The sequence below is a fragment of the Lactonifactor sp. BIOML-A5 genome (genome assembly GCF_009677585.1).
GTDB lineage: Bacteria > Bacillota > Clostridia > Lachnospirales > Lachnospiraceae > Lactonifactor.
Map to the genome: position 1 here is coordinate 185,722 of NZ_WKYV01000008.1, position 21,887 is coordinate 207,608.

Annotated in this window: 17 protein-coding genes and 3 tRNA genes; 4 read left to right on the plus strand and 16 right to left on the minus strand. The window is 44.3% G+C overall.

Translation table 11 applies throughout. The annotated features are described in order from the left end of the window. Positions 1 to 6: 6 nt before the first annotated feature. The 7 genes from GKG41_RS09230 to GKG41_RS09260 all read right to left on the minus strand — a co-directional run bounded on the left by GKG41_RS09230 (position 7) and on the right by GKG41_RS09260 (position 7,150). A complete protein-coding gene (locus GKG41_RS09230; RefSeq protein ID WP_072854450.1) occupies positions 7 to 573 on the minus strand; it encodes an isochorismatase family cysteine hydrolase in 567 nt (188 codons plus the stop codon). 23 nt (positions 574 to 596) lie between these two features. Further along, on the minus strand, positions 597 to 1,505 hold the full coding sequence (locus tag GKG41_RS09235) for an ABC transporter permease (protein ID WP_154258221.1): 909 nt from the start codon (positions 1,503 to 1,505) through the stop codon (positions 597 to 599). After that, positions 1,502 to 2,584, minus strand: a complete 1,083-nt coding sequence (locus GKG41_RS09240; RefSeq protein ID WP_072854448.1) for an ABC transporter permease — start codon at positions 2,582 to 2,584, stop codon at positions 1,502 to 1,504. The genes GKG41_RS09235 and GKG41_RS09240 overlap by 4 nt, the downstream gene beginning before the upstream one ends. Then, entirely contained in the window at positions 2,581 to 4,122 is a 1,542-nt protein-coding gene (locus GKG41_RS09245; protein ID WP_154258222.1) for an ABC transporter ATP-binding protein, read from the minus strand. The genes GKG41_RS09240 and GKG41_RS09245 overlap by 4 nt, the downstream gene beginning before the upstream one ends. A 59-nt stretch (positions 4,123 to 4,181) precedes the next feature. Beyond that, positions 4,182 to 5,378, minus strand: coding sequence for a BMP family ABC transporter substrate-binding protein (locus GKG41_RS09250; protein WP_154258223.1), 1,197 nt, complete (start codon positions 5,376 to 5,378; stop codon positions 4,182 to 4,184). Between the two features lie 14 nt (positions 5,379 to 5,392). After that, positions 5,393 to 6,121, minus strand: coding sequence for a GntR family transcriptional regulator (locus tag GKG41_RS09255; protein WP_154258224.1), 729 nt, complete (start codon positions 6,119 to 6,121; stop codon positions 5,393 to 5,395). Positions 6,122 to 6,409: 288 nt separating this feature from the next. Continuing rightward, the gene (locus GKG41_RS09260; RefSeq protein ID WP_154258225.1) at positions 6,410 to 7,150 is read right to left on the minus strand and encodes a GntR family transcriptional regulator; all 741 of its coding nucleotides are present in this window, start codon (positions 7,148 to 7,150) and stop codon (positions 6,410 to 6,412) included. A gap of 269 nt (positions 7,151 to 7,419) precedes the next feature. Between GKG41_RS09260 and GKG41_RS09265 the strand changes: the two genes are divergently transcribed. Then, positions 7,420 to 10,140, plus strand: coding sequence for a response regulator (locus GKG41_RS09265; RefSeq protein WP_154258226.1), 2,721 nt, complete (start codon positions 7,420 to 7,422; stop codon positions 10,138 to 10,140). A gap of 57 nt (positions 10,141 to 10,197) precedes the next feature. Continuing rightward, entirely contained in the window at positions 10,198 to 11,649 is a 1,452-nt protein-coding gene (locus tag GKG41_RS09270) for a GntR family transcriptional regulator (RefSeq protein ID WP_154258227.1), read from the plus strand. On the opposite strand, the gene GKG41_RS09275 is transcribed toward GKG41_RS09270, so the two are convergent. The 6 genes from GKG41_RS09275 to GKG41_RS09300 form a co-directional block, all read right to left on the minus strand. Continuing rightward, positions 11,644 to 13,443, minus strand: coding sequence for a glycerophosphodiester phosphodiesterase (locus GKG41_RS09275; protein WP_154258228.1), 1,800 nt, complete (start codon positions 13,441 to 13,443; stop codon positions 11,644 to 11,646). The two genes, GKG41_RS09270 and GKG41_RS09275, sit on opposite strands and share 6 nt — an antisense overlap. Before the next feature lie 72 nt (positions 13,444 to 13,515). Beyond that, entirely contained in the window at positions 13,516 to 14,406 is an 891-nt protein-coding gene (locus tag GKG41_RS09280) for a HAMP domain-containing sensor histidine kinase (protein WP_154258229.1), read from the minus strand. 15 nt (positions 14,407 to 14,421) lie between these two features. Further along, positions 14,422 to 15,159 (minus strand): ABC transporter permease, encoded by a 738-nt coding sequence (locus GKG41_RS09285; protein WP_243141006.1) that lies wholly within the window; start codon positions 15,157 to 15,159, stop codon positions 14,422 to 14,424. 12 nt (positions 15,160 to 15,171) lie between these two features. Next, positions 15,172 to 15,876 (minus strand): ABC transporter permease, encoded by a 705-nt coding sequence (locus tag GKG41_RS09290; RefSeq protein WP_154258230.1) that lies wholly within the window; start codon positions 15,874 to 15,876, stop codon positions 15,172 to 15,174. After that, complete coding sequence (locus tag GKG41_RS09295) at positions 15,869 to 16,792, minus strand: ATP-binding cassette domain-containing protein (protein ID WP_154258231.1); 924 nt, start codon at positions 16,790 to 16,792, stop codon at positions 15,869 to 15,871. The genes GKG41_RS09290 and GKG41_RS09295 overlap by 8 nt, the downstream gene beginning before the upstream one ends. Before the next feature lie 109 nt (positions 16,793 to 16,901). Then, a complete protein-coding gene (locus GKG41_RS09300) occupies positions 16,902 to 17,582 on the minus strand; it encodes a response regulator transcription factor (RefSeq protein ID WP_154258232.1) in 681 nt (226 codons plus the stop codon). 258 nt (positions 17,583 to 17,840) lie between these two features. Here GKG41_RS09300 and GKG41_RS09305 point away from each other — a divergent pair, with 258 nt between their 5' ends. Both GKG41_RS09305 and GKG41_RS09310 read left to right on the plus strand, forming a co-directional pair. After that, a complete protein-coding gene (locus GKG41_RS09305) occupies positions 17,841 to 19,298 on the plus strand; it encodes a GntR family transcriptional regulator (protein WP_154258233.1) in 1,458 nt (485 codons plus the stop codon). A gap of 224 nt (positions 19,299 to 19,522) precedes the next feature. Continuing rightward, positions 19,523 to 21,205, plus strand: coding sequence for a methyl-accepting chemotaxis protein (locus GKG41_RS09310; RefSeq protein ID WP_154258234.1), 1,683 nt, complete (start codon positions 19,523 to 19,525; stop codon positions 21,203 to 21,205). Positions 21,206 to 21,345: 140 nt separating this feature from the next. Here the strand turns inward: GKG41_RS09310 and GKG41_RS09315 are convergent. From GKG41_RS09315 to GKG41_RS09325, 3 genes are all read right to left on the minus strand, one after another. Continuing rightward, positions 21,346 to 21,417, minus strand: a tRNA-Cys gene (locus GKG41_RS09315). Positions 21,418 to 21,471: 54 nt separating this feature from the next. Next, positions 21,472 to 21,543, minus strand: a tRNA-Glu gene (locus tag GKG41_RS09320). A gap of 25 nt (positions 21,544 to 21,568) precedes the next feature. Then, positions 21,569 to 21,640 (minus strand) — tRNA-Asn (locus GKG41_RS09325). Positions 21,641 to 21,887 lie beyond the last annotated feature (247 nt).

The following is a 21,887-nucleotide window of genomic DNA, read 5'->3' on the forward strand; positions in this document are numbered from 1 at the left end:
CCCCCTTTATAATTTCCCGCTGTCCAGCAGACCAAATAATTCTTCTGTGTCCACTACAGTCCCCAGATACTTGCTGATATCCTCCAGATGCACCTGGTTTACTGTCTCAGAGTTGGTGGCAACACAGTCTGAAACCACATAGCCGTCATAGTCCAGATAAAAGGCATCTGTGATGGTTGCCCGGATACAGCAGTTTGTCTTTGTACCTACAACGATAACATTTTTTACCCCGTTCTCTCTTAATACCAGGTCCAGATCCGTTCCGAAGAATCCGCTGTATCTCCTTTTTTTGATTACGTAATCTGTCTCCTCCTGAACCGGAAGCATAGGGTCAATCTCTTCTCCCCCGCTGCCCTCTATGCAGTTCGGGCGCATGGAAGCAGCCTTCCGGTCGAATTTCCCTTTTCTGTTGCAGTGCTGCAGAAAGACTACAAGCACATCCTTTTCTCTGCATTTATCCAGAACCCTTTTAATCCTGGGCAGAATCTCCCGGTTCTGAGGGTAGAAAACCAGTCCCTCGGGATCCGTAAAATCTTTTACCATATCTACAATAAGCAGCGCTGTCTTATACATACCTTATCCTTTCCTTCAAGCATCTAATGGAATCCTCTGACTTTTTGGTTTCTGTATTTGAGCATTGACACTATAGTCAGCACAATTCCCATAACCACGTAGGGAATCACATCAAACAGAGCGGCAGCCGGACCGGCGTAAAGCCCCATATTAACCGCCAGAGCTCTGGCCGCGCCGAATACAATGGCATAAAGGGCGCTGGACACCGGATCTCCCTGGCCGCAGTAGATTGCGGCGATAGCAATAAAGCCCCGGCCTGCGGTCATATTATTTGTAAAAAGTACCATACGCTCCAGCGCCAGATTGATCCCGGCCAGAGAACAGCAGAATGCTCCCAGAAGAATTGCCAGGTAGCGGTACTTATTGGTATTCAGCCCCAGATTCCTGGCCGCATCTTCATTTTCCCCCACTACCCGGACATATATGCCGAATTTTGTACGGTACATCAAAAGCCAGATAAAGAAAATGCCTATGAAGGACAGATACGTAATAGGCGTGTGACCGCTTAGGATGTCTCCGAGAATGGGTATCTTATCGATCACCGGGATCTGTATTTTAAAATCAGATACATTCTTCCAGGTAAGACGGATATTAGCCGACTCCATATACTGGAGCACAAAACCCGCTATGGCCGGAACCACCATATTGATAGCCAGACCCACCACTATAACATTACCTTTGTACGTAACCGTCATAAAGGAGAAAATCAGGCCGATAAGGAGGCAGACTGCAATTGCCGCGATATATCCCAGGGCAATATTTCCTGTGAGATAGGAGACCAGCATGGATACAAATGCCCCTGCCAGCATCATACCTTCCAGCGCAATATTCAGAACATTGGCTTTGTAGGCAAAGATGCCTCCCAGCACACACAGCAATATAGGTGTGGCATGGTATACGGAATCATATAAAATATTTCCTAAGAAGTTCATTCTGTCACCCTCCTGCTCTCTCTCCACATTTTATAGCGTTCAGTAAACCCGTATTTTTCATTAAAGAACCGTACTGCAAGGAAAAGTATGATCAATCCCTGTAGGACACCCACAATTTCCTTGGGCACAGACGTATACATATTAATATTATCCGCCCCTGTCTTCAGTCCGCTGTAGAATACTGCGGCCAGCAGAATCCCCCCCGGGGTATGACGTCCCAGCAGCGCAATGAGCATACCGTCCCATCCAAGTCCAGTGGTCCCGGAGAAGGTCAGTGTATACTTAAACGCCTCGCTCATCATCTGTCCGGATCCGGCCAGTCCTGCCAAAGCGCCGCTGATACACATAAGGACAATGATCTTTCTGCGCACCCTCATACCGGTAGCCTCAGAGAATTCCGGGTTTTTACCGATTGCCGTTACTTCATATCCAAGCTTTGTCTTTCTCATCACAAAGGCCATTAGAATCAGAACTCCAAGAGCTATGAAAAAGAACAATGTCAGCTTTGAGTTCCCCAGTCTGGAAAACATAGCCGTTTCCTTTATGGTAGGCGTACAGACATATCCGGATCCGTCCTCTCTGAAAGGTCCTGAGGACAGGTACTCCAGAATCTTAATCATGGCATAGTTCAATGTCAGGGTAACGACCATCTCGTCCACATGATAAAATGCCTTCAGGAGCGCCGGAACCAGAGCAAATAAGACACCGAACAGCATTCCAACCGCCATACAGATGATTTTGTGAAGCACCGGGCTCCCAATCTGCAGGGAGGCACCCACAAGGCCTGAGAAAAAGCCGCCCAGCAGCAGCTGTCCCTCCACGCCCATATTGAAAATATTGGCCTTAAAGGTAATGGCTATGGCAAGACCCGTCAGCAGCAGCGGAGAGGCATAGTGAAGGGTGTTAGAAAGTCCTTTGGCAGTAAACAGGGATTTTCCCAGCATGATCCGGTATACGGTCAGAGGGTTTTCCCCTATGGCTGCAATGATAATGGCGCCGATCAGAAAGGCCAGCAGTACCGGCAGCAATGTATTCACTATTTTAGGAAAAATATTGAATTTTTTTTCTGATTTTTTCATGCTGTTCTCTCCTTGGCTTTTGCTCCGGCCATTAAAAGGCCGATTTCTTCTACAGGTACACTGGGATCCGCCTCACCAATGATTGCTCCCTTATACATAACGGCAATTCTGTCAGACAGACTCATAATCTCCGTCAGCTCACTGGAGATGAGCAGTACGGAATATCCCTCATTTCTGAATTTCAGCAGCTGCTTGTGAATAAACTCAATGGACCCGATATCCACCCCTCTGGTAGGCTGGCACGCAATCATAACCTTTGGATGATTCTCCAGTTCTCTGGCAATAATTACTTTCTGGGCATTCCCCCCGGAAAGCTGAGAGATCTCTCCCTCCGGATCCGCAACACGGATATCGTATTTTTCTATGTAAGAGTCTGCGAGCCTTCGTATGGTTCTGCCATGCAGCACCCCGGACTTGCACACCTCATGATTTCCAAAATAACCGGCAATGCAGTTTTCAGGTATTGTCATATCCCTGCACAGCCCCTGGGCATAACGGTCCTCCGGGATAATGCCGAGACCTTTTTTTCTAAGCTCATCCGGCCAGGCGTTGGTCACATCACAGCCGCACAGGGTAACCTTCCCCTTTGTTACAGTCATCAGTCCGGTGAGGACCTTGATCAGTTCACTTTGCCCGTTGCCTTCCACTCCTGCGATTCCAAGAATCTCACCTTTGTGTACTTCCAGGGAGATATCATGGAGAATCTCTTTTTGTTCTCCGTTCACAGTACATACATCTTTTACACAATAGGCCACCTCGCAGCCGCATGGGGTTCCGTTCTCATTGCTCACGGTGAGAACAACATCCCTGCCCACCATCATCTGTGCCAGTTCCTGTTCACTGGTATCACAGGTAGCCACATTTCCGATTACCTTCCCCTGTTTAATTACGGTTACACTGTCACTGAGTTCCATAACTTCTCTTAATTTATGTGTAATTACTATAATTGTCTTCCCATTATTTCGCAGCTCTTTCAGATTGTCCATCAGGCGATCCACCTCCTGAGGCGTAAGCACTGCGGTGGGCTCGTCCAGAATTAGGATCCGGACATTCCGGTACAGCATTTTAAGGATTTCCACCTGCTGGCACAGGCCTACGGAGATATTCTCTACCTTCTCCAGAGGATCAATTTGAAAGTGGTACTGTTCTATCAGCTCCCTCACTCTTTGAATCTCTGCGTCCCGGTCAATAAAAGGGCTCTTTTTTCCCTTCCAGGTCTTATTAATCTCGCTCCCCAGAAGTATATTCTCGTACACGGTAAGACTGGGAACCAGCTTAAAGTGCTGATGAACCATACCAATCCCATGCCTGATTGCGTCAGTGGGGCTTTTGAATACAACTTCTTTTCCCTCGATTAAAATCTTGCCGCTGCTTGGACGCAGAGCACCGTACAGCATGTTCATAAGGGTAGACTTTCCTGCGCCGTTTTCCCCCACAATACACTTGATCTCCTGGGGCTCTACCGATATATTGATTTTATCATTTGCCACAAAGGCATCGAACTTCTTTGTTAGATCAACCGTTTGTATGATACTCATGAATCTGCTCCTTCTCAGACAGGGGCCTTATTCCAAAGGCCCCTCTTCTTCCGCTGTTCCTACTCTGTTTTAATGGTGACATGGGGGCAGGTTGCGGGATCGAATTCTTCTCCGATTTGTTTATTAACAACATCAATGGATCCATCCTGAATCTGCTTGCTGATTTCATCCGTTTTAGCTTTTATCTCATCCCATACAGCAGAATCTGCCACATGCTTACTCATCTCTGCCAAGTCTGTAATACCGGTCGCGCCGGACGCAAGATTGTAGCTCTGTTCCTTTTCCATCTCATTGATCTTTCCGTCTGCAAATGCCTGCGTAATCGTTTTTACGGGCACTCCGGTGATCTTCAGTACACTGGTTAATACATGTCCTGGCTGCTGATCGTCCAGATTCGCATCTGTCTGGATGGCTATCTTGCCAACTTCCTTCGCTTTGGAAGTGATTCCATCCCCTACCACACCGGCATCTGCGAAAACCACATTGGCCCCGCTTTCATAGAAGGTACCTGCTACAGTGCTGCCCAGCGCGGGATCTGTAAATCCAGCATCATATTTTGCATAATAATCATAGTTTACATTCAGTTCTTCTGCTGCCTTGTTGATTCCCTGGATAAATCCGTAGGAATAAACCAGAATACCGTTGGAGTTGGTTCCCCCGATGAATCCGATTCCTCTGGACTGTTCTAACGGAGTTAAGGAATATCCTTCAGGGAACAGTTTATCCATATTTTCATTCATATACACAGACAGGTATCCTGCCAGGTAGGATGCTTCGTGCACATCGAACAGTACAGAGATTACGTTATCATGGATTGTTTCCCCTTTATCGTCTCTGTTGGGATTATCGTTAAATACTACAAACCAAGTGTCCGGATACTGCTCTGCGATGGGCTTTGCTCCCCCAACGCCTTTGATTAAAGCGTCAAAATCATACTCCAGGCTAAAGATAAGATTATAGCCATCCTCTGCCAGAGTTTCCAGAGCTGCCGGAACTCCATTTACCGGTTCCACAATCTTACACTCTGCTCCCAGTTCCTTTGCAATCTCTTTTCCCTCCGTGCAGGCTGACTGATTATACCCATTGTCGTTCTGTCCGGAGTTAGAGCATACGATAGCCATCTTAACGTCGCTGCCCCCTGCTGCCGCTTCTTTGCCGTCTTCCTTCCCGGAATCACCTCCACAGCCTGCAAGCATACCCACAGCCATCACAGCTGCCAGTAATCCTCCTAAAAATTTCTTTGTTCCTTTTTTCATCCTTTCTTCCTCCTTTATTTTATCTGGTTAATAGAAAACTTAAACTTATCTGTCCTGTAGTAGCACTTAAAGTACTCTATGGGGACCTCCATCCCATTTACAATACCACTGGTTGTACATCCAAAGAGTATAATCGGCATCCCCTCCTCAATATCCAGATATTCCGCAATCTCGTCCTTGGCAAGAACTGCTTCAATGGTTCTTCTGGCCTTGGTTATGCGTATCCCGTACTGGCGGGGAATGACATGATACAGAGATTCATTCACAAAATCATATTGATCAATGCCGGAGAATATCTTTTCCGGAAGATAAGTGACCGTATAATTCAGCGGTTCTCCCTGTGCATACAGGATTCTGCCCATACGGAAAACCCGGTCATCCGTAGTAATGTGGAGCGTTTTTGCCCTCTTGCTGTCCGCAGGTATGTATTCTGCCGTCATTAACCGCTTGGAGGGCTGAAGCCCCAGCCGCAGAACGTCTTCCGTACAGCTGGTAATGGCAAACAGGTCCTGGCTGTTCTCATCGGATTTTACATAAGTACCTTTTCCCTGAACCTTATATAAATATCCTTCCTTCACCAGTTCATCAATGGCCTTGCGCACGGTAATTCTGCTTACCTGGTAGTTCTCCATCATTTCCCTCTCACTGGGTATGGGCAAGTCTCCTGCATATTCTTCCATTTCAATCTTTTGAATAATGTCTCTCTTTAGTGAGAAATACTTGGGTATGTGTTCTTCCTCCATCTTCACCCTGCCTTTTTCTTGTATTGTTCAGCTCATCATATTATGTCGTTATGTCGTCATGACCACTTGTGCTTTTATATTACTCCTTTATCCGTTTTTGTCAATAGATTACCCTCATTTTTTAGTTTTTTGGTGATTTTCTACAATTTTAACCAGAAATTTTCTACACGAAAAATTTCAACTTTTTTATATCACAGCAGGATACCAGTACGTTTCGGGGAAAAACAGAACCAGTTTCCCAAGGCCCCGCCTTTGGAAAACTGGTTCTGTCTGTTTCATATTTTCACATTAACTGTTATTTTCTGATGCTATCTGATCAATATAAAATTTATATTTGTCCGTCCGGTAGTAGCAGTGAAAACGTTCCACCGGAAATTCCTCCCCGTCTATCATTCCGTAGGTAGTGCATCCAAACTTTATGAGAGGCATCCCCACTCCTATGTCCAGATACTCTGCAATCTCATCTGTGGCCAGAACAGCCTCCAGAGTTCTTCTTGCCTTAGTAAGTGTACAGCCGTACTCGTTGTTCAATGTCTCATACAGGGACTCTGCCGCAAAATCATGCCGGTCAATTCTGGGGAAAAGTTTATACGGCAGATTGGTCACCGTATAATTCAATGGCTCCCCGCTGGCATACAAGACTCTGCCAAGGCGGAAAACCTCCTCCCCAGGGAGCAGCCCCAGCGCTTTGGCCTTGCTTCTGTCTGCAGGCACAATCTGAGATACAATCACTCTTTTCGTAGGGGTCATCCCCATCTTCCTGACATCCTCCGTACAACTGGTAATGGCAAATAAGTCATGGCTATTTTCATCCGTCTTTACATAGGTGCCTTTTCCCTGTACCTTATACAGATATCCCTCCATGACCAGTTCATCCACGGCCTTGCGGATGGTGATCCTGCTCACCTGATAGTAATCCATAAGTATCCGCTCGCTGGGTATGGTCTCCCCCGCAGTATACTCCTCAGTCTCAATTTTCCTGATAATATCTTTTTTTATGACATAATACTTGGGTGCTTTTTCTTCCATCCTCTTATCCCTCTCACATTTTTGCAAATGCTCTGGGCAGGTTCTCACGCTGGCGCAGAACCTGCTTATAAATACAATAGTATCATATTTGCATGCAAAACAAAAGTAAAAATCACCCGTTCCCCCAGGGCTCTTGCGATCGGCCGGCTGCCCACGGGAAAATACAGTATTGTATTGCTTTTGAAGATCTGATTAGATATAATATGATCAAGATTAACATTTGACAAATTTCCATCAAATACATTTATGGTTGACAAAGGAGAACTTTTATGGAAGGATACCGGGACGCTTTTATAGACACCCTTGGCATTAGTGCCAGCAAATATAGATTGGATAAGGAATTCACCCTCCTTTGTGCAAATCAATATTTTTACGAAAGTATGGGATATACAGAATCTGAATACCAGACACTTTTTCCAAGTCTCTCTCAATACTATCAAAAACACATCAAAGAATTTCTTAAAATCAGAGACACCGCTTATGCTGCCTTTCAAAATGGAGATAAGACTTTTACCCTGGACTGCCGGACACCTCAGAAGGGCAATGGCTGCAGATGGGTTCGCATGACGGGAACCATCACTCAGGAGCAATCCGGCGATTGTCCTGTCCTTCTGGCTGTATATACAGACATCCATGACATCATTTCGGCACGGGACGAGAAATCCCGGTATTTTGAATGGATGATGGATGAATATGTAGGAAATGTCTATATCTGTGACATGGAAACCTACGAGCTTCTTTTTGTAAATACCGTTGCATGTGAGACACTTCAGTCACACAGAGAATCCATAGTGGGGCGGAAATGCTACGAAGTGATTCAGGGACGGACCTCCCCCTGTCCCTTTTGTACCAATGACAAGCTGCGGGAAGATGAATTTTACCAATGGGAATTTAATAACCCTGTGCTGAAACGGACCTTTATGATTAAAAATCGTATTGTAAACTGGAAGGGGCGCAAAGCCCGCATAGAGTTGTCTCATGATATGTACAGCACGGAATACAAACTTGCCAAGAAGGACAGGGAGAGGGAATCCCTTCTCAGGACCATCCCCGGCGGTTTTGTGCGGATTGACGCCAGAGACTGCCAGACCATCCTCTGGTACGGAGCCGAGTTTCTGCAGGTCATCGGCTATACGAAAGAACAGCTGGAAAAAGAACTTCACTTTCAGTGTACCTATATTCATCCAGAGGATAAGAGTCGTGTTACAGCGGTTATGCAGAAGATTCGGGAAACAGGGGAAAGCGCAGTTATAGAAGCCAGAGTGATCTCTCACAGCGGAGAGCTCAAAATTCTGACCATGACCTTATGCTACATAAGCGGAGAGAACAGCTGGGATGGAATTCCCTCCTATTACCGTGTGGGGATTGATGTAACCCAGGAACGGAAAGAACAGGAGCGCCAGCGCCTGGCTCTGGAGGATGCCTACCGGACGGCGCAGGTGGCCAGTTCTGCAAAAACAAATTTCCTGTCCTCAATGTCTCATGATATCCGTACCCCTATGAACGCCATTATGGGAATGGCCGCTATTGCCCAGGTTAATCTAGACTCACCGGAAAAGGTCCATGACTGCCTGAATAAAATTAATGTCTCCAGCCGCCATCTGCTCAGTCTTATTAACGAAGTGTTAGATATGTCCAAAATAGAGAGCGGAAAAATTGATCTTATGCCGGAAGAGGTAAATCTGCCTGAGCTTACACAGAATGTAGCCGATATGTGCAAACCGCTGATTGCAGAAAAGCAGCTGGAATTCCAGATTAGTGTGGGACAGGTCCGCCACGAGAAAATCGTAGCGGACGGTGACCGTCTGCATCAGGTCTTTATGAACCTTTTGTCCAATGCCATTAAATATACCCCCAACGGAGGAAAGATCAGTCTGTTCATCAACGAACTTCCCTCTCTGAATCCCGAGAAAGCCCGGTTTGAGTTTGTTATACAGGATAATGGAATTGGTATGAACAGCGACTATATTCCTCATATCTTCGAGCCTTTCTCCAGGGCAGAGGATCCCCGCATCAGCAAGATTCAGGGAACTGGGCTCGGTATGGCCATCACAGAGAATATTGTGAGGATGATGAACGGTTCTATCGATGTCAAGAGCCGGCCGGGAGAAGGCTCACAGTTTACTGTTTCTGTTCAGTTTGAGTGGATCAGTGAGGAAGAGGTCTGTGAAAAAGAATTGGAAGGTCTCCCTGTACTGGTAGTAGACGACGACAAAATCGTCTGTGAGAACGCCACAGCACTTCTGAATGAACTGGGAATGCGCGGATTTTGGGTATTATCAGGTCTTGAAGCTGTGGAATGCGTGGCCTTTGCCCATAGCCGGAAGGATGATTTCTTTGCTGTTATCCTGGATTGGCAGATGCCGGAGATGGATGGGCTGGAAACCCTGAAAGCCATCCGGGAACAGCTTGGAGAGCATGTGCCAATCATAATCATTTCCGCCTATGACTACTCCGACATTGAAGATGAGTTTGTCCGTGCAGGGGCGGATGCGTTTATTACCAAGCCTCTCTTTAAGTCCAAAATGCTCCATGTTCTGCAGCTGTTCCTCTCCACCAGCCGTCAGGATGCCCTTGATGATCCGGCAGAGAATAAACATCCCGGTCTCCCGGGAAAGCATATTCTTCTTGCCGAGGATAATGATTTGAATCGTGAGATTGCCGCTGAGCTGCTTGAGATGCAGGGCATCACAGTGGATGCCGTAGAAAACGGCCGCCATGCGGTAGAGGCCTTTCAGGCCTCCCTTCCCGGTTACTACGACGCCGTGCTTATGGATATTCAGATGCCTGAGATGGATGGCTATATCGCCACTGAAACCATCCGCTCCATGAAGCGGATAGACGCACATACCATTCCCATTCTGGCCCTGACTGCCAACGCCTTTGTGGCTGACGTGGGCAAAGCGCGTAGCGTGGGAATGAATGACCATATTGCAAAACCTATTGATGTGGAACAGCTGATGAATGTACTGCAAAGATGGATAGGGTAACCATGGAGCCTTCAACAGTTATTTTACTACTTGTCTGAGCATTGAAAGGAAGTACATATGTCTTACTCTAACAGTCAGGAACAAACCATTTACCGGAGTCTTGCCGGACAGATCCAGCTGGGTTTCTTTGACGATGGGGAGCGCTTCCCATCCGCCCAGGAGATCGCATTGGGATATGGAGTCTCATATTGTCCGGCTCAGAGAGCCCTTAAGCGCCTTGAGACGAATGGTCTTGTTCAGCTTTGCCGGGGGAAACCAACTGTTGTCCTGGCAAAGCCATATCATAATTATCTTAGCAGTAATGTTTTTAGGAGCCGTGCAGCTGCCCTGGGAGATCTCTGCAAAGGCATTCATCTGATTTCCCCATCTATCTGTATGCAGGGTATTTATACAACAGAGGCCTTTGCTTTTCCCCGAGAAACCGGGCAGAAGGGCAGCCCCACTCATTACGGGAAGCTTCTTTACAAAACCTTTTATAAATATCTTCAGGCCCTGGGCAGCCGTACGGTATTAAGCCTGTACTACGATATAGGATTTTTTGCTGAAAGTTCCTTTCTGGACATCCTGAATACCCTCTATGGGAAGGATGATACGAATTTGTTTTTAGAAAAGACTGCTGCAGTCCTTCTGGAGTGTGCACAGACCGCTTCCCAAAAGACTCCTTCGGAGATCATCCGGCAGCTGGAGGCTATAAGTACAGCTTTCTTTGAAAGGATTGACCCATATATAAGAAATACCCACACCCTCAGTGAGGAAAAAGAGCCTTTTGACTGGAAACCTCATAAAGGAAGAACCCGCTACTGTGATATCGTGGCAATTGAACTGATCTGTAAAATCAATCAGGGACAATACCCTATCGGAACCTTACTTCCCAACGGAGCAGTTTTGGCAGATATTTATCATGTGTCAGCCATCACGATCCGCCGCACTATGCAATTGCTTAATCAGCTGGGAGTAGTAAAAACCATCAATGGAGTGGGCACCCGCGTTACTTGCTCAGGAGACTCCAGTATCCCCTATAAGCTAAAGGCTCTGACTTTTGATGATAATCTGAGAGACTTTCTAGAAGCCCTTCAGTTCCTGGCTGTCACAGGTGAATCTGTAATAAAGTTCACCTTTCCCAATTTCACAGAAGAATACCTTATGTCCATCCAGCAGGCATTGTCCATCCCTCAGGAAAAAAAATCTATGGTTTCAGTTATCAGTGCATGTATGCAGGCTGTAGTCCACTGCTGTCCGCTTGCCTGTATTCAGGAAATATACCGTCAGATTACCATTTTACTGCTGAAAGGAAGTGTACTGCGGCTGGATGAGACAGGAGCGGAAACTGTTCCTGGGTGGAAAAGCTTATCCCTGTCAATGCTTCGCAGCCTCAGTGACAAAGATACCACACAGTTTGCACGAAGCTGGAGGGATTTAATGGACAATAATTTTATCACAACCAAGAAAACTCTTTTGGAAATTGGAGTCTCGGGGATTGACGGGATTATCCAGCCTGTACGTTCATAAAACTTTTTCCGCTAAATTCATCACCCACTCGCTTTGCCCCTTTGTGTTCAGAATATAAGAGGTAAAATACGTATTGTCTGTGATAATCCCGCTTACCTGCAGTTTCATCATCCTTTTCATGCTTTTCTCGTCGTTTATTGTCCATGCATAGACTTCTTTGTTCAGAACAGAGGCCTGTGCAAGAAGCTGCGGCGTAATAAAAGTTTCCTCAATACTAAATGCATCTGCAGCGTTGAGTTCTGTCATATCTCCATAGGCTAACGCTGCAATATACACCGTTTTTAGATGGGGGTCCAGCTCCTTCACACGTTCAAGGATGGAATAATCCATAGATGCAACTGTGCACTGGGATTCAAAATGATATCTGCGGATTAACTCCACGGTTCTCTCTTCCAATTTCTTTTCATGCCCGCTGCTCTTCAGCTCTATCATCAGATTTATCTTACCATGGGCTTCTTTTAACATATCCTCCAGTGTGGGAAGATATTCTCCTTCAAATCCCTGCATTAAATGCTTTCCTATATCGTACCTCTTGCCCTCCTCATAGGTTACATCCCAAATTTTCTGTGATACCCCCGCAATCCGCTTAAAGTCTGTATCATGCATTACCACAAGTACGCCGTCCTTCGTTTGCTGGACATCGATCTCTGCTGCATCTGCCCCGCTTCGGATAGCTTCTTTCAGAGCAGCCAGAGTATTCTCCGGTGCAAATACAGCTCCGGCCCTGTGTGCCACAATTTGTATATTCTCATCTCTGAATATATCGTTTTGAAGGGGATATATCATCTCTGAATACATGGTCACACAGATAACGGAAACCAACACCTGCACACATTTATAGACGTTCCTCCTCCAAGTGCTTTTTCTCTTTACCCTATCTATAGTTCTGCCCTGGTACTTATAATAAGCTGCCATGACTATACTGATCAGGAAAACAGCCCTTATAGACGCAAAGAGAATCGTACCCACAGCAGATTGTCTATAATAATGGAACCAGAATGCATACTCTGCCTCCCGGGGGCTCACGGTAAATTTAGTCCAAAGCAAAAGTGATAAAACATAGATTGCTTTACTCCCCAATGCCATAACATGGATAAATAGAATTCCGATCAGAACAAGGAAAAAGGTTCTGATTCTTTTACCTTTTCCCAATTTTACACTTTTCATCCTTGCCTCTTTAAAGCTGCATGGATATAACACAAATTCGTGAATGCTGAAAATCCATCGGAGGAAATAGAATAACAGCAGCAAAGTGATTCCGAAATAAATAACACCAAGCAAAGGCTGTCCTTTTATAAACTCTAAAATGAAACCAGGTATCTTGAGTGAACGCAGAGGACCGGACACAAAAAGAATCCCGGTCAATGGCATAAGAAGGAGTACTACAATACTCATACCCAGATTCTTCGGCATAAAAATCGCCAATGCCCTTTTGAAGCTGTGATGGAGAAGCCACATGAGCCCTGTCCTCCTTCCCTCCCTGGCACAATCACAGTATAAAATGATGGCTGCTATCTCTAAAAATGAAAAATAGATAAACAGGGTGAAAAGGGCCAGCAGGGAGATTAACGAGACTGGATTTTTGAATACCTCCAGTATATTCTGGTTTGTAAGATAGCTTACACCTGCCGACTCCAGAGCATAGGTAATAATGCTCTCCCCAAAATGAGCCATAACAGTAAGCAAAATTTTATATAATATTTCAAATAAAAGAATAACAGTCCAGTTCCATGATACTAATACCCATACTGTTTTCCATAACTCTGATAACCTTCTCCATCTGCTGCTCTTCATATCATTTCTTCCTTAAGTTTTTATTTTTCATCTGTCCCTTTGTCTTCTCCCCGGGCTAACCGGGTGTCACACTTAAATAATTACAATAATGGTCAGGATCCCCTCCTTTATAGATGCGTTCACCGACCCCTGCATCATTTCCACTAGCTTTTTTACGACAGCCAGACCAAGTCCGGTGCTATCTCCCTGCCGGGACTGGTCTCCTGTATAGAACCGTTCAAACAGCCGCTCCGTTTCTATTTTTTTATCTTCCTTAATTGTGTTTTCTATCCGAAACAACAGCTTATCATTACCTAGTGTTTCCAGAGATACTCTGAGCATTCCTCCGGAATATTGGATTGCGTTTCCCAGAAGATTCTGATAAATTCTTCCTAACATACCAGGATCCACATTTGCAAACACAGAGACATCTGGGAACATCACTTCAGGCTGAATGTTCTTTTTCTCAAAGAGAGGTGCATTCTCTATCAAATATTCTGCAAGCAGATTTGATACATTGGTAACTGCATACTGCGGCTTTAACTGCTCTGTATCCAGTACTGCCAACTCATAAAACGAAGCGATTAATCCATTCATGCGCCAGCATCTGCGCTGAATGATCTCTAGTCTCTCCTTCTGTTCTTTGGCAAGTTTAGAATTTTGTAGCAGTTGGATATGCCCCATAATCACGGTCAGGGGCGTCCGCAGGTCATGGGAGATGCTGGCTATGGACTCCTTGAGATGCTCCTCATGCTGCAGGGCTCCCGCAACTGCTGACCGCTGTTTCTCAAGGTTCCGGTTAAGACGGGCTGCCAGACTCTCCAGATCCCGGTCTATGAGCGAGATATCCAGCATTTTTTCCGTCTCATCAGACAACCATGCCCCGATTTGATGAGATAAGCTTCGAATCTCCCGCTTTAGTAAATAATACCGTGTAGTAACCACAGTAAGCAGTACACAAAGAACTATTATCCCTGCAATCATGTCTGGCACCTCCAACTATTTCAGCTCACACTGCTGAAAAACTTTCCATGATGCAAAAAAAAGCACAATCCCCCAGACCAGTGGAACAATAACGCTTTCCCCACAGATGAACCTGGGATCTGCCACTGCATTTCTAATTTGGAAAATCGGCAGAAAACGCAAGGGCAATCCAAGCTTCATTCCATATCCCAAATACATACTCATGGAAAATGTTACCAGAGCTGTCACGCCCAGCGCTTTCGGCATACTGCGGAGTACTATGCAGAAAAACACCGGAATCATAAAGCAGATACTATTGCAAAGAAACGAGTAGAATACTGCCTTTAACACGTGGCCCGTGAACACCCCTGCATTTTCCAGTCCAAAGCGTGAGAACTCCCTGAGGCAGCCCCCCAGAGGGAATACCAGCATCAAAAGGTTAAATGCACATAGATATACCCATATCTTTCCAGCAAATACAGAAGACCTTGAATGGCCCGTACATATCTCCATGTTAATGGTTCTCCAAGTAAACTCCTGTCCAAGCATCAGAGCTAAAATGCTAGAAAGCAAAATCAGCAAAAACGTAGAATCATATACCATACCATCCAGAATATCCCACAGAGCAGAAGAAACTCCGCTTCCAGGACCTAGGGGCTCCCGTAAATAGGTTTCCCCCGTCAGAAAGCCCAGGAAAAAAACCCCAACAAGGGTGCTCCAATAGATGGGATTGTGAAACAACTGATATCGCTCCATTTTAAACAGATTATTCAAATATATTCCCCCTTATTTTAAGTCAGAATGGACAAAAAAGCCATATGCCCCTATACACCCGCCGGCAATCCAGAGGCTGTCTGTCACAAGTGTCTGCACATAAATGCCCTCCATTTGATGTAATGCCAAAAGCCTGAGCTGCCCCATGGGAAGATACCTGGCAATTATCTGTGCAGAGTCGCCATTCATAAAAAATATCATCAAAAAGTACAGTATCAGAGGGACTGTAAGCGTTTTGCCTGTATCCTGAAAGGCAAATCCCAAAAGTAAAATAAGGCTTCCCATAGCCAGAATCATATAAAGAGCAAGAAACATTGTTCTTGCAGTACCTGCTGAACCGTTCCCATTGTTCCCCCAAACAGCTATTCCCAGCAGCAGATCCCCAAAAAGGGGAATAAACAGAATCACAAGGCAGGCTGCAAAATAAGAAATACTTTTTGCTGCCAATACCGTACCTCTTTTATGACCAGCAGTAAGATAACTCTGCAGTGTGCGGTTATCAAATTCTGTCCCAATAAACATTGCCCCAAAAATAATAAGCAGAAAATAGAGAAGCGGCATGTTATACACAAAAGCATCTAAAAACTCCCGGGCCGTCCCAGGCAGATTACCATCTAAAATCATAAGATTACCCATGACCGCCGCAAATGCTAACAGTCCCCAAAGCATTTTCGTCCTGAACATTTTATAGAATTCAGCCTTCAGAAGATCACTCACAGGGCGTCCCTCCTATTTTCTCCAGAAAATAATTCTCCAGGGTATCTCCGGAAATCTGAAGACCCGTAACAAGGATCTGTGCATCTGACAGAATCTTTGCCACATCCTCCAGCTGCTCCAGCTGATCATACAGCTGAATCGTGTTATCCGGCATTAGCTTCATATTTTGTGTATGAAGACGTTCCTCCAGGATCAACAGGGCCTTTTCTGGTTCCTTCGCGCGAATGGAAATATGACGTTTGCACCGCAGATCTAATTCCTGGTGGGTTATCTCCTCAATAATTTTTCCTTTATGAATGAGTATAAACTGCGACGCTGTTTGATATAACTCTTCCAGAATGTGGCTGGACACCAGAATCGTCATTCCGTATTCCCTATTGAGCTGCTTCAGCAGTTTACGGACTTCCGCAATACCAGAAGGATCCAGGCCGTTGATAGGTTCGTCTAAAATTAAAAATTCCGGAGTATTCATAAGAGCCATAGCAATTCCAAGACGCTGGCGCATACCTAATGAAAAATTTCGCACCGGCTTTTTCCCTGTAGAATTCAGCCCTACCATACACAGGCAGTCTTCTGCCACAGACTTATCCGGAATCCCCCTCTGTAACCGCTGCACTTCCATATTTTGTGCTGCAGTTAAGTTGGGGTATAATGCCGGAGTCTCAATCATGCATCCTATCCTCCTGCGCTGTTCCTGCAGTTGGGACCTCCCGCTTTTCCCCCACAAAGCCATGCTGCCCTCTGTGGGAAATGAAAGACCTGTAATCAATCGAAGAAGGCTTGTCTTTCCTGCCCCGTTCTGACCAATAAACCCATAAATCTTTCCCTTCTCTATCTGTAGGTTGACATGGTCCAAGGCCGTTGTCTGCTTATAACGCTTGGTCAGATTAGTAGTTTTTAAGATAATAGTGCTCATCTGTATCCACTCCTTTCTATTCTGCTTAGTTTAATAGAAAAGATTAAAGAATTTCTTAAATACCAACCGTAATTTATAAAATAAAAGTAAAGCCTAATAATTTACTCCTTCAATCTTTATGCAGGCGGTATCCAATGCCCCATACCGTATCAATATATTCTTGCTGTGGATTCGCAGCCTTAAGTTTATTTCTCAAATTGCTGATATGCACATTTAACGTATTGTCCTCACTCAGGTATTCCTCTCTCCATATACTTTGAAATAGATTAGCTTTTGAAAAGACTTTATTCGGATTGCACATCAAGAGCTCCAAAATGCTGTATTCTTTAGATGTCAGGTTGATTTCCTGTCCCTGGCAATACACCAGATGCCGCTCAGCATCTAGCTCTAATCCCTGGAATTTCAAAAGACTTAAGGGCTTCTCCTGAAACCTCACTCTGCGGAGATTGCTTTCTATTCTGGCCAAGGTTTCTTCTAAGTCAAAAGGCTTCGTGATATAGTCATCTGCACCCATTCGAAGCAGATCGATCTTATTTTGGGTTGTGCCTTTAGCAGAAATGACAATCACAGGTACCTTTGATACAGACCTAATTTCAGCCAGAATCTGGTCTCCATTTTTATACGGCAGCATGATGTCTAAGAGTATCATAGCTACCTCCCCTTTCTTTAAGTAATCCATAATTTTTAATCCCTGATACAGGGCAATTGTCTCATAGCCATTTTCATTCAAATACTCGGTAAGAAGCTGACTGATTTCTTTATCATCTTCTACGATCAATATCGTATTCATATAGTTTCCGCCTTTCCTATATCCTAACGGTTTACACAGTAATATACTATTGTCCCCCCTCACTGGGGCAACTAAGGCCATACGTACCTGATTCATAGTTACCTTTATTTTAGCATAACAAAAGAATATAAAAAGGAAAAATTACTGTTCTTCACACCAGAAATGCTGTTAGTAATATCCTGTATTGTATGCTATTATAAATTAAATGGATAAGATATCTCCTTATCAGCAACAAACTTTGCAGAGGATGGATGAGTGATGGAATTACATAAAATCATTTACGACTTATTGTTGTCGCAGATAAAATTCGGAACCTATAAATTTAAAGACCCGCTGCCCAAGATGGACGACATAAGCCAGTGGTTTTCCGTTTCGCTGGATACAGTAAAAGCTGCTTATCACCAGTTAAAAAAGGAAGGCTATATCACTTTGACCAAGAAGGCTGGAGCTGCTGTAGCCATTCAGTTTGAGGAAGCGGAGATAGATAGAAATATCCAGACGTTCTTCTCTCCACGTAAAGATGCGGTCATAGACCTTTGCCAATCTTTTACACCACTTTTCAGTCACGTCCTGTGGTATGGTATGAAAAATGCAGGAACGGTGCAGCTGGATGAATTAGAGCGCCTTTGTTCACAACAGAAAATACTTAGACCCTATATCATAGTTCAACGCATTCATCTAATCTACGGTTCACTCAAAAATGACCTTGTGCTGCGGCTAATCTGGCAAGCATTTCTTTTTTGTCAAGCGCCTTTTATGAGCTTACCTGCAAACATAGTGGATTTAAAAGACTACAACATCCCCTTGCTGGATATGATAAATCTCTGCCGAAAGAAAGATTGGGACGGGCTTTGGAAAACAGTCACATACTCTCAAGCCCACATTACATCTGCAATCCAATGGTTTTATCAGTACTACATCACCCCGTCAAAGAACGAAGTACCCGTTTCCTTCCATTGGAACGCCTATCAGAACTCCTCACAGCGATGCTACTCCTTGGGGATAGATATTTTAAAGGGTATCCGTCTGGGCATTTTCGCACAGGACGGTTTCCTGCCACCCCCTGCAAAAATTGCAGAATATATGCAGGTTTCTGCTATAACAGTCCGCCGCACCATAAAAATGCTGAATCAATTAGGTGTTACCCAATCCATTAATGGAGTTGGCACTAAAATTTTAAGTGTAGAACACAGTATGGAAAATTGCGACTTTAACCAGCCACTGATTCAAAAACGGCTGCTGAACTTCGCACAAAGCCTGCAAATTCTGGCAATGACTTGCGCAGCCTGTATGAAAAGTGTTTTAACGAACCCTTCCGCCGTTGATATGTGGAAAAAGCGATTGGCGTACACAAAAGAAAACTTTCGGTATGAGTCAGTTGTGTACGCTTCCGTCGAGATTATCCCCCGTTACACCCAAAATCAAACCATGCAGCAGATATATGAGCACTTAGTTTGCTTTCTTCTTTGGGGTTATCCCCTACGCAGTATGCACGGCTCCCGAGAGGAAATCAACAAATTTTATCTCCCCTATCTTAATTTCTTTCTTGAAAAACTTGACAGCTGCGACTGGGATGGATTGACCGACGTGTTGGAGAACCTGCTGTTTTATGAGCTACAATTTGCAGTAACCCGTCTGGATGAACTGGGTGTAAAAAATGTCACCAGTCTCTTATTTCCGGGACTAAACGTATCCCCTGCACCACCAGAGCATTAAGCCGTTATATCAATAATACTTTGTAGACACCAAAACCTAAAATAAAAGGTTTTGGTGTTTTTTATGAGTTTAAAATATTCTTTTGCTCATTGCTATTTTGGTTTTCTATTGTTATAATGAAAAATAAAGTGGTATATGATAAAGGTGAGGACGGACTGCCAGAGGATCCATAAATTATTAACTCCTTGATACGCTACAGAAAAAGGAAAGTGAGAAGTTTCTAAATGAAAAATATGAAAATACGTTCCAGACTATTGTTATCTTATGTGATAATCATCTTCATTAGCATGTTTGCCAGCATCATCTCCTTTTTTTTGCTCAATAAACTGGGCAATAATTTAACCAGCTTCTATGAGAACAACTATACAGTCACAACTAATGTGTCAATAGCCAGAAGAGAGATGCAATCAGCCCGGGCTGATATTTTAGAAGCAGTCATTGAAACAGACAGCAATACGGTAAAAGAGATGGTTGATAAAGCCAGTAAAAGCCTGGCTAATATGAGGGCAACTTTTCCAGTCATAAGAGAAAGATTTAAAGGTGACAAAAAGTTAGTGGATGAAGTGGATGAAATTCTGTCTCAGGCGATGATATATCGAGATCAGGTATTTGATTTATTGATGGCATTAAAAAGTGACGAAGCTTTTGAGGTGGCAATAAACAGCTACATACCTCTTCTTGATCAAATGGGTGATAAGCTGCAGGAAATTGCAGATGTTGCGGGAGAGAACGCCTTGAAAATGGTAGATGGCGGCCAACAGGCGCAAAAGACGGCGATTGTTCTCATCCTTTCAATCACTGTGTTAGGAGGGGTTCTCGCTGCGGTTCTTGGAATATATATTTCAAACGGTATACGAAGGCCAATCAATGAAATAGAACTTGCTGCCCAAAAATTAGCAAGGGGCGAGTTGGATTCCACAAATATTATGTATACATCCAAAGATGAATTAGGAAAATTATCCGAAAGCATCCGTAATCTAATCCATACACAAGAAAAGATTATTCTGGATATTGCACATATAATGTATGATTTGTCGAAGGGAGACTTTACAGCCCATTCCAATGCTTTAGAATTTTACACCGGAAATTACAGTGAAATTCTTACGTCAATGAGGACGCTTAGAGACAATTTAAGCGAAACCCTTCATCAAATCAATATGGCCGCTGACCAGGTATCTGCAGGCAGTGAACAGGTATCCTCTGGTGCGCAGGATCTTTCTTATGGCTCCTCTGAACAAGCTTCATCTGTGGAAGAACTTGCAGTTGCCATAGAACAAATATCTACACAGGTAAAAGAAACTGCTGTCAATGCGAAGACAGCCAGCGGACAAGCTAATATTGTTGGAAAAGAAATGACCCATAGTAATCAGAAAATGCAGAATATGATCGAAGCAATGGAAAAAATCAGCAATAGTTCCAGAGAAATTGTAACTATCAATAAGGCAGTAGAAGATATTGCTTTTCAAACAAATATACTTGCGCTGAATGCTGCGGTGGAAGCCGCACGCGCCGGGGAAGCTGGCAGAGGGTTTGCTGTAGTTGCAAGTGAGGTCCGCAACCTTGCCAGCAAATCTGCGAAGGCTTCCAAAAATGCATCCGCATTGATTAACGGGTCTTTGGCGGCAGTAGAAGAAGGGACAAAAATCGTAGATGAAACTGCTGAGGCTTTGCATATAGTTGTGGAAGGAGTCAATCAAGTAATCGTAAAAATTGATAAAATATCTTTGGCTTCTAATGAGCAGGCGAATGCAATTCAACAGGTGACACAAGGCATCAACCGAATCTCCGATGTAATACAATCAAATTCAGCCACAGCAGAGGAAAGTGCAGCTGCCAGCGAAGAACTTTCAGCTCAGGCACAGATGTTAAAGAATCTTGTAGACAGATTTAAAATACTTGACACATAAACGTAAATATAAAATTGCCAAATAATAAGATCCTATAAAAGTTCTGCCGCTGTTTTTCAGCGACAGATTTTTTAGGGACTACATTTTCTATATTACATAAAAAAAGCCTTAGAAATTTTCCATTTCCAGGCTTTAAATAGAGGCGCAGACCGGATTTGAACCGGTGGATACTGGTGTTGCAGACCATTGCCTTACCACTTGGCTACTGCGCCATACATTATATTATATTACCATATTTTCAAAAATATGCAAGTACTTTTTGAAAGTGACTCCAAGGGGATTTGAACCCCTGTTACCGCCGTGAAAGGGCGGTGTCTTAACCGCTTGACCATGGAGCCTTCTCGTTTCTTTACAGTAAAAAAGCTCCCCGAGTTGGGCTCGAACCAACAACCCTTCGGTTAACAGCCGAATGCTCTACCATTGAGCTATCGAGGATTACTTCTTCTTTATTAAAAGTATTTCCATACCTTCAAAACCACATACACGATTATACATCTTTTTTTTTCACTTTGCAACACTTTTCCGTAATACTTAGATTTGCCTTTTACCAGTTCCGGTTCGACTTGCGTCTCACCTGCCTGATTTCTGCCTTTGGCTCGGCTTCTCTAAGTCTTCAGGTCAAGCCCTCGACCGATTAGTAACAGTCAGCTCCATGCATTGCTGCACTTCCACCTCTGCCCTA

What these genes read in the sequence shown, in the direction of transcription:
- GKG41_RS09250 (WP_154258223.1), bottom strand. Translation starts at nt 5,378, where the DNA reads ATGAAAAAAGGAACAAAGAAATTTTTAGGAGGATTACTGGCAGCTGTG.
- GKG41_RS09245 (WP_154258222.1), bottom strand. Translation starts at nt 4,122, where the DNA reads ATGAGTATCATACAAACGGTTGATCTAACAAAGAAGTTCGATGCCTTT.
- GKG41_RS09235 (WP_154258221.1), bottom strand. Translation starts at nt 1,505, where the DNA reads ATGAACTTCTTAGGAAATATTTTATATGATTCCGTATACCATGCCACA.
- GKG41_RS09310 (WP_154258234.1), top strand. Translation starts at nt 19,523, where the DNA reads ATGAAAAATATGAAAATACGTTCCAGACTATTGTTATCTTATGTGATA.
- GKG41_RS09265 (WP_154258226.1), top strand. Translation starts at nt 7,420, where the DNA reads ATGGAAGGATACCGGGACGCTTTTATAGACACCCTTGGCATTAGTGCC.
- GKG41_RS09270 (WP_154258227.1), top strand. Translation starts at nt 10,198, where the DNA reads ATGTCTTACTCTAACAGTCAGGAACAAACCATTTACCGGAGTCTTGCC.
- GKG41_RS09230 (WP_072854450.1), bottom strand. Translation starts at nt 573, where the DNA reads ATGTATAAGACAGCGCTGCTTATTGTAGATATGGTAAAAGATTTTACG.
- GKG41_RS09240 (WP_072854448.1), bottom strand. Translation starts at nt 2,584, where the DNA reads ATGAAAAAATCAGAAAAAAAATTCAATATTTTTCCTAAAATAGTGAAT.
- GKG41_RS09260 (WP_154258225.1), bottom strand. Translation starts at nt 7,150, where the DNA reads ATGGAAGAAAAAGCACCCAAGTATTATGTCATAAAAAAAGATATTATC.
- GKG41_RS09295 (WP_154258231.1), bottom strand. Translation starts at nt 16,792, where the DNA reads ATGAGCACTATTATCTTAAAAACTACTAATCTGACCAAGCGTTATAAG.
- GKG41_RS09275 (WP_154258228.1), bottom strand. Translation starts at nt 13,443, where the DNA reads ATGAAGAGCAGCAGATGGAGAAGGTTATCAGAGTTATGGAAAACAGTA.
- GKG41_RS09305 (WP_154258233.1), top strand. Translation starts at nt 17,841, where the DNA reads ATGGAATTACATAAAATCATTTACGACTTATTGTTGTCGCAGATAAAA.
- GKG41_RS09255 (WP_154258224.1), bottom strand. Translation starts at nt 6,121, where the DNA reads ATGGAGGAAGAACACATACCCAAGTATTTCTCACTAAAGAGAGACATT.
- GKG41_RS09280 (WP_154258229.1), bottom strand. Translation starts at nt 14,406, where the DNA reads ATGATTGCAGGGATAATAGTTCTTTGTGTACTGCTTACTGTGGTTACT.
- GKG41_RS09300 (WP_154258232.1), bottom strand. Translation starts at nt 17,582, where the DNA reads ATGAATACGATATTGATCGTAGAAGATGATAAAGAAATCAGTCAGCTT.